Here is a 14,715-nt window from a genome sequence, read left to right as displayed (position 1 = left end):
TCGCGGTATCTGCCGTGGTGGTGGCGAGGCTCAGGATGGTGGCTGCGCCGCTCAGGGCTCCTGAGCGGGAGCGACCATGTTGAACGTGATCGGGAACGACTCGCGCTCACCGATCTTGCCGATCGCCGAGTACGAACCGGCGGGCACCTGGGTCCGCGGACGCTCACAGCCGGGGCTGCTGGTGGTGCCCGACCAGGTGATGGTGTCCTTCACCTGCTGCGCCGGCTTGAGGACGACGTTGTTGACCGTGTTCAGCGGCGAGCAGTCGCGCGCCGACCACAGCGTCCGGGTCCCGTCGAGGGTGCGGACGATGACGTTCTGCACGGCCTTCCCGACATCGCGGGTGCATTCGGACAGCCCGGCATTGGTGGTCACGATGGTGAACACCGGATTCTGTCCGATCGTGTACGTGGGCTTGTCGGTGTAGAGGACCACCGAGATCGCCTGATCCGGGCACAGCCCGGGGCCGGCCGGTCCACCGGGAACCCCTGCGGGACTTGCCGATTCGACGGGGCTGGACGCGCCCGCGGGCGGCCCGCCGGGCACACCGGCACCGCCGCCCGAGCCGCCACCGGCGTCCGGTTCGCCCGACGCGCCACCGGCCTGCGGCTCCGAGGCGGGTGGTGCCGACGTCGTCGACGACGCCGACGAACTCGACGAGACACTCTCGGTGGCGGCGGTGTTCTGGGGATCTCCGCCACCCGACGTCATCCACACGATCAGAGCGACGACCAGACCGACCACGACCAGCGCACCACCCACGGCGACGACGCGGCGTCGCCAGTAGATCTCGGGTGGCAGCGGGCCCTGGGGTTCGATCACGCCCACCACGCTAACGGCCGGGTCTTGACTTCCGGCTGATCACGTGCGGCGTGTCGCAGCCGAAAAACGGCCCGGAGCAGGCAAAGTCTAGAGTTCGCCTTCAGGTTCCAGCGGTCATCACCGCCCCCTGAGGAGGCCCCGGAGCTTGCGGAGGGGCCGTCTCGAAGGGTCGGCGGTCAGGCGGACTCGGCGGTCACGGCGGTGGGCGACGGACGCTCGCCGATGTCGCCGTAGACGCCCTGGACGTTGACCTGTCCCTCGTTGAGCTGGTAGGTCAGGCCGACGATCGCCAGCCGGCCGGTGCTGATCCGGTCGGCGATGACGCGGCTGCGCTGCATGAGCAGCTGGCCGGTCTCGACCACGTGGCGGGCCTCGAACTCGTCGACGCGCGTCAGGCCCTCACTGCGACCGGCGAGGATGCTCGGGGTCACCCGCTCCACGACGTCGCGGATGTAGCCGCCGGGGATCTGGTTGTCGTCGAGCGCATCGAGGGTGGCCTTCACCGCGCCACAGCTGTCGTGCCCGAGGATCACGATGAGCGGGACCTCGAGGACCGCGACCGCGTACTCGAGCGAGCCGAGGACCGCGGAGTCGATCACGTGGCCGGCCGTGCGGACGACGAACATGTCGCCGAGACCCTGGTCGAAGATGATCTCGGCCGACAGTCGCGAGTCGGCGCAACCGAAGAGCACGACGTGCGGGTGCTGACCCCCGACGAGCCGCGCACGGTCCTCGATACCCTGGCTGGGATGCTGAGATTCACCTGTCACAAATCGATCGTTGCCGTCGCGCAGAATGCGCCACGCCTCTCGTGGTGTCGATGCGGTCATGGTCAATAGTGTGCCACCGGGCACTCTGCTCGGTTGGTTCGATACCCACGAACGTGATCTGCCGTGGCGGAATCCCTCCTGCAGCGGCTGGCAGATCCTCATCAGCGAGATCATGTTGCAGCAGACGCCGGTGTCGCGGGTCGTCGAACCCTGGCTGGAGTGGGTCCGACGCTGGCCCGTTCCCTCGGCGATGGCCGCCGAGCCGGCCGGCGAGGTCCTTCGGGCCTGGGGCAAGCTCGGCTATCCCCGCCGCGCGCTCCGTCTCCACGAGTGCGCGAAGGCGCTCGCCGCCGAGCACGGCGATCGGGTCCCCGAGGACGTCGAGACGATGCTGACCCTGCCCGGGATCGGCGACTACACCGCGCGGGCGGTCGCGTGCTTCGCCTACGGCCAGGCCGTGCCGGTCGTCGACACGAACGTCCGCCGGGTCATCGTCCGCGCGGTCCACGGCCGCGAGCAGCCGGCGAACCCGTCGCGGCGGGATCTCGCCGACGCCGAGGCCCTGCTGCCCAGGTCCGGCGACGGCACCTACGCCGCGTCCGCCCCACGCTTCTCGGCAGCCCTGATGGAACTCGGCGCACTGGTCTGCACGGCCCGAAACCCCAAGTGCGACAACTGCCCTCTCGTCGATTGCGCCTGGGTCGGACTCGGCCGGCCCGCGCATGCCGGCCCACCTCGGCGGGTGCAGAAGTTCGCCGGCACCGACCGCCAGGTACGCGGATTGCTCCTGGATGTCCTTCGCAACTCGAACGATTCGGTCGACCGCTCCGCACTCGACGTCGTGTGGACCTCCGACACCGCCCAGCGCGACCGCGCGCTGGACTCTCTGCTCGTCGACGGACTCGTCGAGATCACGGCGAGCGGACGGTACTGCCTGGCCGGCGAGGCCTAGGTCTGCCCCGACCGGGCACGGGCGACGATTCTGAGACGACTGTCCAAGTCGGCGTCCGCGAACCCGCCACCGCGAGCCCATAATTCGTGCCACGCTCATTGACCAGTCGTTTGATCGTTCGGAGATAGTCTCCCGCCGCGGGCCGATCGTTGCTAATGTCCCGGCCATGAGCCAGCCGCCGTATCCCCCTGTCCCGCCACCGGACCCGCAGCAGCCGGGCGGCTTTCCCGGCCAGCAGCCGCCGCAGTACGGGCAGCAGCCCCCGCCGCCGCCCCAGTACGGTCAGCAGCCGCCCCAGCAGCCGCCGTACGGTCAGCAGCCGCCGCAGCAACCCCAGTACGGCCAGGCACCCCCGCCGCCGCCTCCGGGTGGACCTCAGTACGGCGACGCCGGGGCCTACCCCGGCGCCCCGGATCCGCAGGGCGCGCCGTACGACACCGGCAAGATCGACGTGGGCACCGCGTTCTCGTGGGCCTTCGGCAAGTTCAAGAACAACGTCGGCGCGATGATCCTGCCGGGACTCACGGTGTTCCTCCTCGGCGCGGTCGTCATCGCGCTCGCGGTCTTCGGGGTGGCGCTCTTCAGCACGACGGAGACCACCGACCTCGGTGGCGGTTACACCTACGAGACGACCTCGCTGAGCGCCGGCGGGACCATCCTGATGATCCTGATCTACGCGCTGCTGTTCATCGGACTGCTCTACATCCAGGCGAGCATCATCTCGGGCGCGGTCCGCGTCGCCAACGGTGAACCGGTCACGGCGAAGTCGTTCCTCACCCCGATCCGGTTCGGGCCGGTCATCGGAACCGCGATCCTGGTCGGCCTCATCACGGGTGTCGGGTACGTGCTGTGCATCATCCCCGGCATCATCGCGATGTTCTTCCTGATGTTCTCGGTTGTCGCGACCATCGACAAGAGCCTCTCGCCGATCAACGCGATGAAGGCGTCGTTCGAGCTGACCAAGTCGAAGGTCGGCGACTCGATTCTGACCCTGCTGGTCACGTACGCCATCAACCTCGTCGGTGTGCTCGTCTGCTACGTCGGCCTGATCGTCGCCGCACCGGTCGCCCAGCTGTTCCTCGTGCACTGCTGGCGTCGGCTCAACGGCGCGCCGATCGCGCCCGCCGATCCGTCCTGACGCCATCCGTTCCCTCTCGGGGCGCACACGATTCGTCGTGTGCGCCCCGATTTTCGTTGCACACCAGGTTCTAGAGGTCGAGTCCCGACAGAAATGCCTCCACCGCACCGCGATACACGTGCGGCGCGTCGTCGTGGACGAGGTGGCCGGCGTTCGGAACACGGATGTGGCGGGCCTGGTCGTTCACCGCGGCCATCGTCCGCATCTGCCCGGGTGGGGTGACCCCGTGCTCGGCCTCGATCAGCAATGCCGGCACGCCGACCGAACGCCACTCGGCCCAGAAGTCGCGTCGGCCCCATTCCTCGGCGATCGCCGCCCACAACGGAATCCGCCCGTGTAACCGCCCGTTGTCGAAGGCCTCGAAGAAGTAGCGTCCGGCCACCGGCCCGAACATCTCGACGGCCTCGTCCTGCGACGCGAAACGGGCCGGCCAGGACTCGAACCACGGGGTCCAGTTGGTCGTGGTCCGACCGCGGAAGTCCGGGGCCATGTCCTCCACCACCAGTGCCGCGACCAGCTCCGGGTACTCCGCCGCCGCGCACCAGGCGTGGAGAGCTCCCATCGAGTGCCCGATGAGCACCGCGGGTCCGCGGTCGATCCAGGTGAGGATCTCGGCGAGATCGGCGACGAACCGTTCGGTCGCGAGTTCGCGGTCATCGCAGGGGTCTTCGGCGTCGGCGCCGGTGTGGAAGGCGGCGTCGTAGGTGAACACGCGGCCGTACCGGCGCAGCCAGGGGACCTGGCGCCGCCAGGTTCGGCCGCGCCCCATGAGACCGTGCAACAGGACGATGGGCGGCGCCGCGCGATCCGACGGACCCTGCGCGTCGTCCACGAGTTCGGGGCCGCCGTGGTCGCGAAGTCCGGTCTCCTGCGGAACCTCACCGTCGAACATGCCAGAACTGTAGTCGCAGAGGCGTAGTGACACCGACGCCCGGCTCGGGGCCCGGTGTCCGTGTCGGCGTTCGACCCGACCGTCGGGGCGCAGCGCCTATGGTGGACGCATGTCTGTTGTGAAGATCAATGCCATCTCCGTGCCCGAGGGCGCCGGCCCCGAATTGGAGAAGCGGTTCGCCAATCGCGCCCATTCCGTGGACGGGTCCAAGGGGTTCCTCGGTTTCCAGCTGCTCCGGCCGGTCAAGGGTGACGACCGCTACTTCGTCGTCACCGAGTGGGAATCCGAGGAGGACTTCCAGGCCTGGTCGGCGGGGCCCGCCCGCGAGGCTCATTCCGGCGAGCGGGCCAAGCCGGTCGCCTCGGGCGCCGATCTGCTCGAGTTCGAGGTCGTACTCGACGCGAGGCCCAAATCCTGAGATGAGCAGGCCGTGAGTACCGAACCGGCGCCCGGCGAGACCCTCGTCGTACCGGTGTTCCCGCTCGGCACCGCGCTGGTGCCGAGCGCGGAACTGCCGTTGCGCATCTTCGAGCCCCGCTATCGGCAGATGTTGACCGATCACGTCGACACCACCGAGGATCCGCCCACGGTCCGATTCGGTGTCGTGTTGATCGAGCGCGGTTCGGAGGTCGGCGGCGGCGAGTCGCGCTGCGACGTCGGCACGCTGGCGCAGCCGAGATCACGGGCCGCCTGCCCGACGGCCGTGCGTCGCTGACCGCCATCGGACGCCGACGGTTCCGGGTCGTCGAATGGCTGCCCGACGACCCGTATCCCCGCGCCCGGATCACCGTGCTGGCCGAGCAGGAACCCAGCCGCTCCGACCTCGCCCGTCTCGCCGCCATCGACGAGCGACTGAACACGCTGACCCGACAACGACTCGCCGCCGCGGGAGAAGACCCGGAGCCGATCATCGCCGCCATCGCCATGATCGACGCCGACCCGCGGGCCGCCGACCTCTCGCCCATCCATCGCTTTGCGGCACGGGCGGTCGCGCAGCCCCACGATCAGCAGCGAATCCTGGAGGCGGAGCAGCCGTCCGACCAGATCGAGATCCTCGACGACGTGATGCAGGGGCTGGAGGCGAGGGCGGTCTTCGGCACTTTCTGACCGCCGCCCTGGCATCAGAGTTAGAACGTGTTCTAATATTGCGTGTGCCGTAGTTCACACCTGCCCGACGGCGGCTGTCCGCCGCACGTGCCCGGGCAGGGCCCCGTCCTCTGAGGAGCACACGCGTAATGACCGAGACCGTGGAGTCCCAACCCGCCGCCCTCACCGGCGGGGGCGACCAACCCCAGTTGCTCATCGGCGGCCGGTGGGTCGATCCCCATTCCACCGAGACCCTCGAGGTCCACTCCCCCGCCACCGGCGAACGCGTCGGGTCCGTACCGCTGGCCGACGAGACCGACGTCGACACCGCGGTCCGCGCCGCGCGCGCAGCCTTCGACTCCGGCGTGTGGAGTTCGACTCCGCCCGCTCAGCGCGCCGACATCGTCGCGAAGGTCGCCGACCTGATCGACGAGCGCGGGGACGAGATCACCGCGCTGGTCTCCGCCGAGATGGGCGCACCGCCGAGCGCGATCAGCACGCTCCAGCAGCTCCCCGGCACCGGCGTCCTGCGTGCCTACGCGAATGCTGCCCGCGACTACCAGTGGGAGGAATACCGGACCGGGCTGTTCGGGACCACCCGGATCACCCGTGAACCGGTCGGCGTGGTCGGCGCCATCTGCGCCTGGAACGTCCCGCTGTTCATCACCTGCAACAAGATGGGCGCCGCGCTCGCCGCCGGGTGCTCGGTCGTGCTCAAGCCCGCCCCCGAGACCCCGATGACCGGCAACTACGTCGCCCAGCTGTTCATCGAGGCCGGCGTTCCCCCCGAAGCGATCTCGGTGGTCACCGGCGGTACCGAGACGGGGCAGGCGCTCGTCGCACATCCCGAGGTGGACAAGATCACCTTCACCGGCTCGACCGCGGCCGGCAAGGCGATCGGCGCGGCCTGCGCGCAGACCCTCAAGCGGTGCTCGCTGGAGCTGGGCGGCAAGTCTGCCGCCATCGTCCTCGACGACGTCGACGTCGACGCGAATGCGTTCATGCTCACGTTCCTCGGCCTGTTCAACACCGGACAGGCGTGCGTCGCCCAGACGCGAATCCTGGTTCCGCGCAGCCGGCAGGACGAGATCGTCGCCGCGATGGTCGAGGCCGCCAAGGCGATGAAGGTCGGGCTGCCGTCCGACCCCGAGGCCCAGCTCGGACCGCTGATCACGGAGAACCAGCGCAACAAGGTCGAGGAGTACGTCGAGCTCGGCAAGAAGGCCGGGGCCACCGCGGTTCTCGAGAGCGAGCGGCCGGCGGGACTCGACTCCGGCTACTTCCTCACCCCCACGATCTTCACCGGCGTCACCAACGACATGGCCATCGCGCAGGAGGAGATCTTCGGACCCGTGCTGTCGGTGATCGCCTACGACGACGTCGACGAGGCCATCGCCATCGCCAACGACTCGAGCTACGGTCTCGCCGGGACGGTGTGGACGAACGACGTCGAGCGCGGCATCGAGATCTCCACCAAGATCCGCACCGGCACCTTCGGGATCAACTGGTACGCCATCGATCCCGAGTCTCCGTTCGGCGGTTACAAGAACTCCGGCATCGGCCGCGAGAACGGCCGCGAAGGCCTCGAGTCGTTCCTCGAGCACAAGTCGACGATGCTGCCGATGGGGTACGAGGTGTCCACAAGTTAGACTCCCCAGCCTCTCACAGGGGGGAGCCGGGGCCGGACGACGCGAGCGTCCGGCCCCGGTTCTTGTCCGCACGCCCACCCTGAGTGACCTCGACGGGCGCGGCGTCCTCGCTACGCTCGGTCGACGCTGCTCGGCCGGCAGAGGGACCCGGCGCCGCTCGGCCGGCCCGCCAGCTCGATCACCTCCGCCGCACCGGTGTCGGCCGGTGGCTGATGAGTGACGACGACGACGATGCGGTCGGGTCCGAACAGATCGCGGTCCGCCCCCAGGAGTCGGCGCAACAACCGGTCCGAGTCCACCTCGTCCAGGTGCTCGGTCGGTTCGTCGAGCAGGACGACCGGCGCCGGGTGGAGCAGCGCACGAGCGAGGAGCAGTCGCCGGCGCTGCCCGCCGCTCATCGCGTCGGCCCCGCCGGCCAGGACGGTGTCGAGACCATCGGGAAGTGTTGCGGCCCAACGCTGTAGTCCGACGGCCACCAGTGCGGTACCGATCTCCTCGTCGGTGACGTCCCCGCGGGCGACACGCAGGTTCTCCCGGACCGTCGTCGAGAAGATGTGTGCCTCTTCCGCGAAATAGCAGGTTGCCGAACGCAACCCGACCTTCGATCCGTCGGCGGCGTCGGTACCGCCGACCTCCCCGGCCCGGGGGGACAACAGTCCCGCGAGCGTCAGGAGCAGGGTCGACTTCCCCGCTCCGCTCGGGCCGGTGATCACCAGCCGTGAACCCGGGTGCAGGTCGAGATCCACACCCCGTGCCGGACCGAGGATCTCGCGGTCGGGATGCCCCCAGCGCAATCCCGTGGCGGTCAGGCGCACCGGGGTTCGGTGGATCTCGGCGTCGGTCACATCGGTGGTCGTGTCGCCGCGCGCCCCGTCGACGAGCGCCATCATCCGGGCGGCGCTCTGGCGGCTGCGCTCGATCTGCAGCCCGGCCTCGGTGAGCGGTGCGGTGGATTCGAACGCCGAGAGCGGGAGCAGGACCAGCACTCCGAGGATCATCGGTGTCAGCCCCTCCCCCGAGCTCACCCCGGCAAGGGAACCCGTGGTCCCCGAGGCCAACTCGATGGCGATCACACACGCCGCGATCAGTGACGCACCGAGTGCGAGTGGCGTCGCCGACGCGGCGGACGCCTGCCATCGGATGCCCCGTTCGATGGCGTCGAGGTGCCGGCCGCCGGCCGCGGCGGACGCGGCCAGCGCATCCCCGCGCCGGCGTGCGACGACGAGTTCGGGCGCGTGCCACAGGGCCGTCGTGGCAGCCTCGGTGGCCTCGGACGCGGCCTGCGCGCCGTCCCGGATCGCCCGGGCACCGCCGCGAGCGGCCAGCCACGGCGCCACGCCACCGCTGACGACCAGCGCGAGTGCGAGCACCACGGCCGCGGGCACCGACACCAGTGCCATCACCGCCACGGCCGCAACCGATGTCGTGGCACCGACGCCGATCGGGATCAGGCCCCGGATGAGGGCGTTGCCGATCTCGTCGATGTCGTCGCCCGTTCGGTTGAGCAGCTCACTCCGGCGCAGGGTGACCGAGTAGCCCGGTGATCCCGACGCCAGCGCCGCGTACACCCGCTGCCGCGCGGTGGCCATGGCAGCCAGGGCGAGATCGTGGGTCGCCAGGCGTTCGAGGTAGCGGAACACACCACGCGAGATGCCCAGCGCCCGGACCGCGGTGATCGCCACCGACAGGTAGAGCACCGGCGGCATCTGCCAGGCGCGGGTGATCAGCCAGGCAGACAGCGCGGCGAGGAAGAGCGCCGACAGCGAACCGCCGACGCCGAGGGCGAGCGCGGCGATGGTCGGACGCCCCCGAAGGCCGAGGAACCCCAGGGCCCGAATGAGCGGATCACCGCGCACGATCCACCTCCGCGACCGTGCCAGTGTCTGTGCCTGTGCCCGCCGTGCCCGAGACCGCCGGGAACTCGATCGCCCGGTCCGCGTACTCGCGGGCGACACCCCGATGCGCGACCACGACGACCGTGTCCCCGGCGCGGGCGCGATCGCGGAGGGTCGCGAACACCTCGCGTTCGGATGCCTCGTCGAGATGGGCGGTCGGCTCGTCGAGGAGCAGCAGCGGCGCCGGTGAGGCGAGGACGCGGGTCAGCGCGAGGCGCTGCCGCTGTCCGGCGGAGAGCCCGACCCCGCCCGTTCCCAGCACCGTGTCGAGCCGTTCGGGCAACTCGACCACCACATCCGCGAAGCCGGTTGCCGCGGAGGCCGATTCGAAGGCGCCGCGGTCCAGGGCGCCGTAGAGCGCCAGGTTCTCGGCGACCGTGCCCGGCACGATCACCGGCTGCTGGGGCAGCCAGGCGATCTGTTCGTGCAGCGCCGCGGGATCGGCCTGGGCGACCGGGGTGGACCCGATCAGCACAGACCCCTCGTCAGGAGTGAGCAGGCCCATGATCGTCGAAAGCACCGTCGACTTTCCCGACCCGTTGGGCCCGGTGAACACCGTCAACGAACCCGGTTCGACCGTCGCGCGAAGGGATTCCGGCGCCCACCCGTCGCGGCCGTGGACCCCGACGTCGAGCAGCGTGATCGGCGCTCCGGCGACCGTGACGCCCCGGCTCCCCGCGGCGGGCACCGCCGGACCCGACCCGGCGGACGCCGGCGCGATGAGCCCGAAGACCTGCTCGGCAGCGGTGAGGCCGTCCGTCGAATTGTGGAACTGCATCCCGACCCGACGCAGCGGCAAGTACGCCTCCGGCGCGAGGATCAGTGCGAAAAGACCGGCGTACAACGACATCTCGCCGTAGACCAGGCGCAGACCGATACTCACTGCCACCAGCGCCACGCAGAGCGTCGCGAGCAGTTCCAGGACGGCACCCGACAGGAACGCGACACGCAGCGAACTCATCGTGCTACGGCGGTACGCCTCGCCGAGCTCACCGACGCGCGCCGCCGGGCCACCGGCCCGGTTCAGCGCCCGCAGGGTCGGCAATCCCGCGATGAGGTCGAGGAGCTGGGCGCTCAGCCGGCTCATCGTCGCCAGCTTGCGCGTGGTGCGGTCGCGTGTCATCAGTCCGACCAGAACCATGAACAGCGGGATGAGCGGCAGCGTGACGAGGATGATGAGCGCCGAGGGCCAGTCGGCGAGGGCGATGACCACCGTGACGACCGGCGTCAGGACCACCGCGGCGACGAGGGCCGGCAGGTAGCCCGACAGATACGGCCCCAGTGCGTCCAGACCGCGCAGGAGAACCGTGCTCGCATGTTCGCGGATCGCGGTCAGCGACCGTGGCGAGGTGCGGGCCGGATCGGTGAGGACGTCGAGCGCCTCGGCGCGCAACTCGGCGATCGCCCGCTCGGCGGCCCGGTGTGCGTACCGATCGTGCCCGTAGGCCATCGCCGCCCGCACCACGAGGGCGGCGGTCAGAATCGCCAGATGCGCTCCCTGCGCGGTGAAGGACCGCGCGCCCGGCGACACGATCAACTCGGAGACGATCGAGGCCACCATCGCCGCCACCACGATGATCGCGATCACCTCGGCCACCGCGAACACCGCGGTGACCCCGACGTAGCGGCGGGTCGTCGGCGAATACCGCAGCAGCCGCGGATCGAGCGGGGGCCGGGCGGTGCGACTCACTTGCTCGGGATTCGCAGCGACGGAAGTCCGGCCGGGTCCGGGATGTGCGCGACCGACAGCCGCTTTCGGAACACCCAGTAGGTCCAGGCCTGGTAGCCCATCACCACCGGGGTGATGAGCACCGCCGCCCACGTCATGATCGTGAGTGTGTAGTCGCTCGACGCCGTGTTCTCGATGGTGAGGTTCCACGCCGGATTCAGGGTCGACGGAATCGCATTCGGGAACAGCACGGCGAACAGCGTGGCGACCGTGCCCGCGATCGCGATGCAGGTGAACATGAATGCGTAACCCTCGCGGCGGATCTGCGTGGCCACCACCATGCCGACCGCGGCGACGGCGGCGATGAGCACCGGGATCCACGTCCACGAGTTGCCGTACGCGAACTGGGTCCACAACAGGAACACGGCGGCCACGATCAGTGTCGGCCAGGCCAGCCGGGCGGCGTAGCGAGCCGAATCCTCCTGCAGCACACCGGAGGTCTTCAGCGAGATGAACACCGCGCCATGGGTGAGGAAGGCGAGCAGGGTGGTCGCACCGCCGAGAAGCGCGTACGGGTTGAGGAGGTTGAAGAACCCACCGGTGTACTGGGCGTCGGCATCGATCGGAAGCCCGCGCACGATGTTGGCGAACGCCACACCCCACAGGATCGCCGGAATCCACGACCCCAGCCCGATTCCGATGTCGCACCACATGCGCCAGCGGGGATTGTTGATCTTGCCCCGCCACTCGATCGCGCAGACCCGCACGATGAGACCGATGAGGATGAGGAACAGCGGTAGGTAGAACGCGCTGAACATGGTGGCGTACCACCCGCCGAACGCCGCGAACAGCGCCGCACCCGCGGTGATGAGCCAGACCTCGTTGCCGTCCCAGACCGGGCCGATGGTGTTGAGGAGCGCGCGGCGCCGTTTGTCGGGATCGGCCTCCGGATCGTCGGCGGCGACCTTGTCGTCGCCACCGGTGTGACTCGATCCGAGGATCGGCATCAGCATGCCCACGCCGAAATCGAAGCCCTCCAGGACGAAATACCCGACGAACAGGAACGCGATGACCAGGAACCAGACTTCTTCGAGACTCATGATCACGCTCCTCTAGTACGCGAACGAGAGCTGTTTGGGCTCATCGGATTCGGATTCGTCGTCGGTGTGGCCTGGTGGTCGTGAGTCGTGCGCGGCCGGCCCCTCGATGACGTAGCGCCGCTGCAACATGAACCACACGACACCCAGGGCGCCGTAGAGCAGGGTGAATCCGATCAGCGTGACCAGCACGGTGCTCGCCGAGTGGTTGGAGACACCGTTCTGCACCAGCATGCTGATCCGCAGTGGATCGAGATCGTCCTCCCAGTTGGGTGCGACGACCCATGGCTGGCGCCCCATCTCGGTGAAGATCCAGCCGGAACTGTTGGCCAGGAACGGGGTCGGGATCATCAGCAGGGCGATGAAACCGAAACGTCTGGATTCGACCACCCGCTTGCGTCGCGTGAACCACAGGCCGCCCAGGGCCACGACCACCGAACCGAGCGCCCAGGTGATCATCGCCCGGAAGCCCCAGTAGGTCACGAAGAGGTTGGGTGCGAAGTTCTGATTCGCCGGCACGTTCGGCTGTCCGGCGAAGGCCTCGGTGTACTGCTCCTGCAGCTCCTCGACGCCCTGCAGGGTCGAGTCGAAATCGTGGTTCGCGAGGAACGACAACATCTTCGGGATCTCGATGATGTGGTCGATGTTCTCGCAGTTGTTCTGACGGCCGATCGACAGGACCGAGAAACCCGGGCCTGTCTCGGTCTCGCACAGCGACTCGGCGGACGCCATCTTCATCGGCTGCTGTTTGAACATGATCTGCGCCTGGATGTCCCCGGTGATGAACAGTGCGACACCGGAGACGATGGTCACCCACAACGCGAGCCTCGTGACCGGCCGCCAGAGGACGCGGGCGTCCTTCTCGAGGTCCTCGGGTGTCGCGTCGAGGTGACTCGGCGACGTGCTGTCCGGGATCTCACCCACGTCACCGGTTTCGGCGGCCTCGCGGATCTTCTTCGCCCGCCACGAGTTCCGGGCCATCCACCAGATCCCGATGGCCGCGACGAAGGTGCCGGCGGTGAGGAAGGCACCGGCGATCACGTGCGGGAAGGCCGCGAGAGTCGTGTTGTTGGTCAGCACGGCGACGAAATCGTTCATCGCGGGCCGCCCGCGTTCGGGGTCCCACACGACGCCGACGGGGTGCTGCATCCAGGAGTTCGCGGCGATGATGAAGTACGCCGAGGCGTTGACGCCGATCGCCGCCAACCAGATACACGCGAGATGCACGCGGCGCGGCAACCGGTCCCAACCGAAGATCCAGAGTCCGATGAACGTGGATTCGAGGAAGAAGGCGACGAGGCCCTCCAGGGCCAGCGGTGCACCGAAGACATCGGCGACGAACCGGCTGTACTCGCTCCAGTTCATCCCGAACTGGAACTCCTGGACGATTCCGGTCGCGACGCCGAGCGCGAAGTTGATCAGGAAGAGCTTTCCGAAGAACTTGGTGGCGCGCAGCCACTGCTCGTTGCCGGTGACATGCCACACCGTCTGCATCACCGCGATCATCGGCGCGAGGCCGATGGTCAACGGGACCAGGATGAAGTGGTAGACGGTCGTGATCCCGAATTGCCATCTGGAGACGTCCAGAGCGTCCATATCGCCTCGAATCGAGTTGCCGGCCCCCGGGCTGCGGGGGCAGGTCGAAACCTGCCGGGAACTTACTACTACCAGCGGTAGTAGTAGGTCGTAGGCGCGACGTTACGCCTGGTCACCGGGCCCGAACAAGCGCCAAAGGTCCCGCCGACCAGCTCGAGGCGGTGTCTTCCCTCTCATTGCCCGGGGTGTGTGTTCCGGGCGGGGTGATCAGGTGCGAGTGACCGAGGTCAATTGTCGTCCACCGAGATGGCCCGATCGACCAGATCGGTGAATTTCGCGGCATCGGACGGAACCGGCATCACGTACCGGTTGAGATGGGTCACCCGGGCCGCGAGGGTCACGCTGCTGACCAGCCAGACCGAATCGGCCGCCACCAGGTCCTCGGGCCGCAGCACGTCGGTCTTCGTCGTCCAACCCTCCCGCGACGCGACATCGAAAACCGCACGCACGGTGGTCGATTCGAGAATTCCGATCTCGGTGGGCGGCGTCACCAGGGTGTCCGCGTAGACGGCCACGACCGTGGCCCGGGGCCCCTCGAGGACGACGCCCTCGCTGCTGAGGAAGATCACGTCGTCGTAACCCTCGTCGGCGGCGTGACGCAGGGCCGCCATGTTCGTCGCGTAGCTGAGGGTCTTGGCGCCGAGCAGTTGCCAGGGCGCCGAGGCGGCGAGGTCTATCGAGAAGCCGCGGGCGAGGGTGACCACCCGCACCCCCTCAGCGCGCGCCGCCGCCACCCGGTCGGGCACCGCGTCGACGGTGACGTAGGCGGTCGGCGCCGATCCGTGCTCACGCCCGCGGCTGTAGACCAGCCGGAGGAGAGCCTCGCCGGCCGATCCGTGCTTCTCCGTCCACGCCTGCGCCGCGGTCTCGATCGCCCCGCGCCACTCGTCGAGATCGGGTGCGCCGAGATCCATCGCCGCGGCACTGTGCGTCAGGCGCTCGAGATGCAGCTCGACGCACCGGGGCCGTCCGGCGCGTACGAGAAGGGTCTCGAAGATGCCGTCGCCGCGGACCGCGGCCAGATCGTCGGCATGGAGGAAGGGAGCGTCGGCATCGTGCTGTGTGCCGTCGAGCGAGACAAGGATCGAATCCGCCATGGATAGAAGGCTGCCATGCGTCCCGGCCGTATGCCGAATCGACCCGTAGAAT

14 protein-coding genes are annotated in these 14,715 nt (G+C 68.9%); 6 read left to right on the top strand and 8 right to left on the bottom strand.

Going from position 1 to position 14,715, the window contains the following annotated elements:
• Window positions 1-51 precede the first annotated feature (51 nt).
• Entirely contained in the window at window positions 52-822 is a 771-nt protein-coding gene (locus AC3B6C_RS12220; RefSeq protein ID WP_044507608.1) for a hypothetical protein, read from the bottom strand.
• A 176-nt stretch (window positions 823-998) separates the two neighbouring features.
• Window positions 999-1,652: a carbonic anhydrase gene (locus AC3B6C_RS12215; RefSeq protein ID WP_014925505.1), complete on the bottom strand. Its 654-nt coding sequence runs from the start codon at window positions 1,650-1,652 to the stop codon at window positions 999-1,001.
• On the opposite strand from AC3B6C_RS12215, the gene AC3B6C_RS12210 reads away from it, so the two are divergent.
• Both AC3B6C_RS12210 and AC3B6C_RS12205 read left to right on the top strand, forming a co-directional pair.
• Complete coding sequence (locus tag AC3B6C_RS12210) at window positions 1,651-2,544, top strand: HhH-GPD family protein (RefSeq protein WP_488376181.1); 894 nt, start codon at window positions 1,651-1,653, stop codon at window positions 2,542-2,544. The genes AC3B6C_RS12215 and AC3B6C_RS12210 overlap by 2 nt on opposite strands.
• A 166-nt stretch (window positions 2,545-2,710) precedes the next feature.
• Window positions 2,711-3,682, top strand: a complete 972-nt coding sequence (locus tag AC3B6C_RS12205; protein WP_488376180.1) for a hypothetical protein — start codon at window positions 2,711-2,713, stop codon at window positions 3,680-3,682.
• Window positions 3,683-3,752: 70 nt separating this feature from the next.
• Here the strand turns inward: AC3B6C_RS12205 and AC3B6C_RS12200 are convergent, their stop codons facing one another.
• Complete coding sequence (locus AC3B6C_RS12200) at window positions 3,753-4,574, bottom strand: alpha/beta fold hydrolase (protein ID WP_488376179.1); 822 nt, start codon at window positions 4,572-4,574, stop codon at window positions 3,753-3,755.
• A 109-nt stretch (window positions 4,575-4,683) separates the two neighbouring features.
• Here AC3B6C_RS12200 and AC3B6C_RS12195 point away from each other — a divergent pair, with 109 nt between their 5' ends.
• From AC3B6C_RS12195 to AC3B6C_RS12180, 4 genes are all read left to right on the top strand, one after another.
• Complete coding sequence (locus AC3B6C_RS12195) at window positions 4,684-4,992, top strand: antibiotic biosynthesis monooxygenase family protein (protein WP_035717146.1); 309 nt, start codon at window positions 4,684-4,686, stop codon at window positions 4,990-4,992.
• A 12-nt stretch (window positions 4,993-5,004) separates the two neighbouring features.
• Window positions 5,005-5,289 carry an LON peptidase substrate-binding domain-containing protein gene (locus tag AC3B6C_RS12190; RefSeq protein ID WP_488376178.1) on the top strand — a complete coding sequence of 95 codons (285 nt, stop codon included), beginning with the start codon at window positions 5,005-5,007 and terminating at the stop codon, window positions 5,287-5,289.
• Entirely contained in the window at window positions 5,223-5,681 is a 459-nt protein-coding gene (locus tag AC3B6C_RS12185) for an LON peptidase substrate-binding domain-containing protein (RefSeq protein WP_488376250.1), read from the top strand. Before AC3B6C_RS12190 ends, AC3B6C_RS12185 begins: the two co-directional genes overlap by 67 nt.
• A gap of 128 nt (window positions 5,682-5,809) precedes the next feature.
• Window positions 5,810-7,309 (top strand): aldehyde dehydrogenase, encoded by a 1,500-nt coding sequence (locus AC3B6C_RS12180; protein WP_488376177.1) that lies wholly within the window; start codon window positions 5,810-5,812, stop codon window positions 7,307-7,309.
• Between the two features lie 110 nt (window positions 7,310-7,419).
• Here the strand turns inward: AC3B6C_RS12180 and cydC are convergent, their stop codons facing one another.
• The 5 genes from cydC to AC3B6C_RS12155 all read right to left on the bottom strand — a co-directional run bounded on the left by cydC (window position 7,420) and on the right by AC3B6C_RS12155 (window position 14,663).
• Entirely contained in the window at window positions 7,420-9,165 is a 1,746-nt protein-coding gene (gene cydC, locus AC3B6C_RS12175; protein WP_488376176.1) for a thiol reductant ABC exporter subunit CydC, read from the bottom strand.
• The gene (gene cydD / locus AC3B6C_RS12170) at window positions 9,155-10,894 is read right to left on the bottom strand and encodes a thiol reductant ABC exporter subunit CydD (protein ID WP_488376175.1); all 1,740 of its coding nucleotides are present in this window, start codon (window positions 10,892-10,894) and stop codon (window positions 9,155-9,157) included. The genes cydC and cydD overlap by 11 nt, the downstream gene beginning before the upstream one ends.
• Complete coding sequence (gene cydB, locus AC3B6C_RS12165) at window positions 10,891-11,973, bottom strand: cytochrome d ubiquinol oxidase subunit II (protein WP_488376174.1); 1,083 nt, start codon at window positions 11,971-11,973, stop codon at window positions 10,891-10,893. The genes cydD and cydB overlap by 4 nt, the downstream gene beginning before the upstream one ends.
• 12 nt (window positions 11,974-11,985) lie before the next feature.
• The gene (locus AC3B6C_RS12160; RefSeq protein ID WP_488376173.1) at window positions 11,986-13,566 is read right to left on the bottom strand and encodes a cytochrome ubiquinol oxidase subunit I; all 1,581 of its coding nucleotides are present in this window, start codon (window positions 13,564-13,566) and stop codon (window positions 11,986-11,988) included.
• Window positions 13,567-13,793: 227 nt separating this feature from the next.
• Window positions 13,794-14,663, bottom strand: a complete 870-nt coding sequence (locus AC3B6C_RS12155; RefSeq protein ID WP_055475239.1) for an aminodeoxychorismate lyase — start codon at window positions 14,661-14,663, stop codon at window positions 13,794-13,796.
• Between the last annotated feature and the right edge of the window lie 52 nt (window positions 14,664-14,715).

The sequence above is a fragment of the Gordonia sp. 11cp genome (assembly GCF_057767225.1).
This window is presented reverse-complemented; position numbering and strand designations above follow the sequence as displayed.

Bases quoted from the DNA above. Each gene is read 5' to 3' on its own strand.
- AC3B6C_RS12195 (WP_035717146.1), top strand. From the start codon at position 4,684: ATGTCTGTTGTGAAGATCAATGCCATCTCCGTGCCCGAGGGCGCCGGC.
- AC3B6C_RS12210 (WP_488376181.1), top strand. From the start codon at position 1,651: ATGGTCAATAGTGTGCCACCGGGCACTCTGCTCGGTTGGTTCGATACC.
- cydB (WP_488376174.1), bottom strand. From the start codon at position 11,973: ATGAGTCTCGAAGAAGTCTGGTTCCTGGTCATCGCGTTCCTGTTCGTC.
- AC3B6C_RS12155 (WP_055475239.1), bottom strand. From the start codon at position 14,663: ATGGCGGATTCGATCCTTGTCTCGCTCGACGGCACACAGCACGATGCC.
- AC3B6C_RS12160 (WP_488376173.1), bottom strand. From the start codon at position 13,566: ATGGACGCTCTGGACGTCTCCAGATGGCAATTCGGGATCACGACCGTC.
- AC3B6C_RS12215 (WP_014925505.1), bottom strand. From the start codon at position 1,652: ATGACCGCATCGACACCACGAGAGGCGTGGCGCATTCTGCGCGACGGC.
- AC3B6C_RS12200 (WP_488376179.1), bottom strand. From the start codon at position 4,574: ATGTTCGACGGTGAGGTTCCGCAGGAGACCGGACTTCGCGACCACGGC.
- AC3B6C_RS12205 (WP_488376180.1), top strand. From the start codon at position 2,711: ATGAGCCAGCCGCCGTATCCCCCTGTCCCGCCACCGGACCCGCAGCAG.
- AC3B6C_RS12180 (WP_488376177.1), top strand. From the start codon at position 5,810: ATGACCGAGACCGTGGAGTCCCAACCCGCCGCCCTCACCGGCGGGGGC.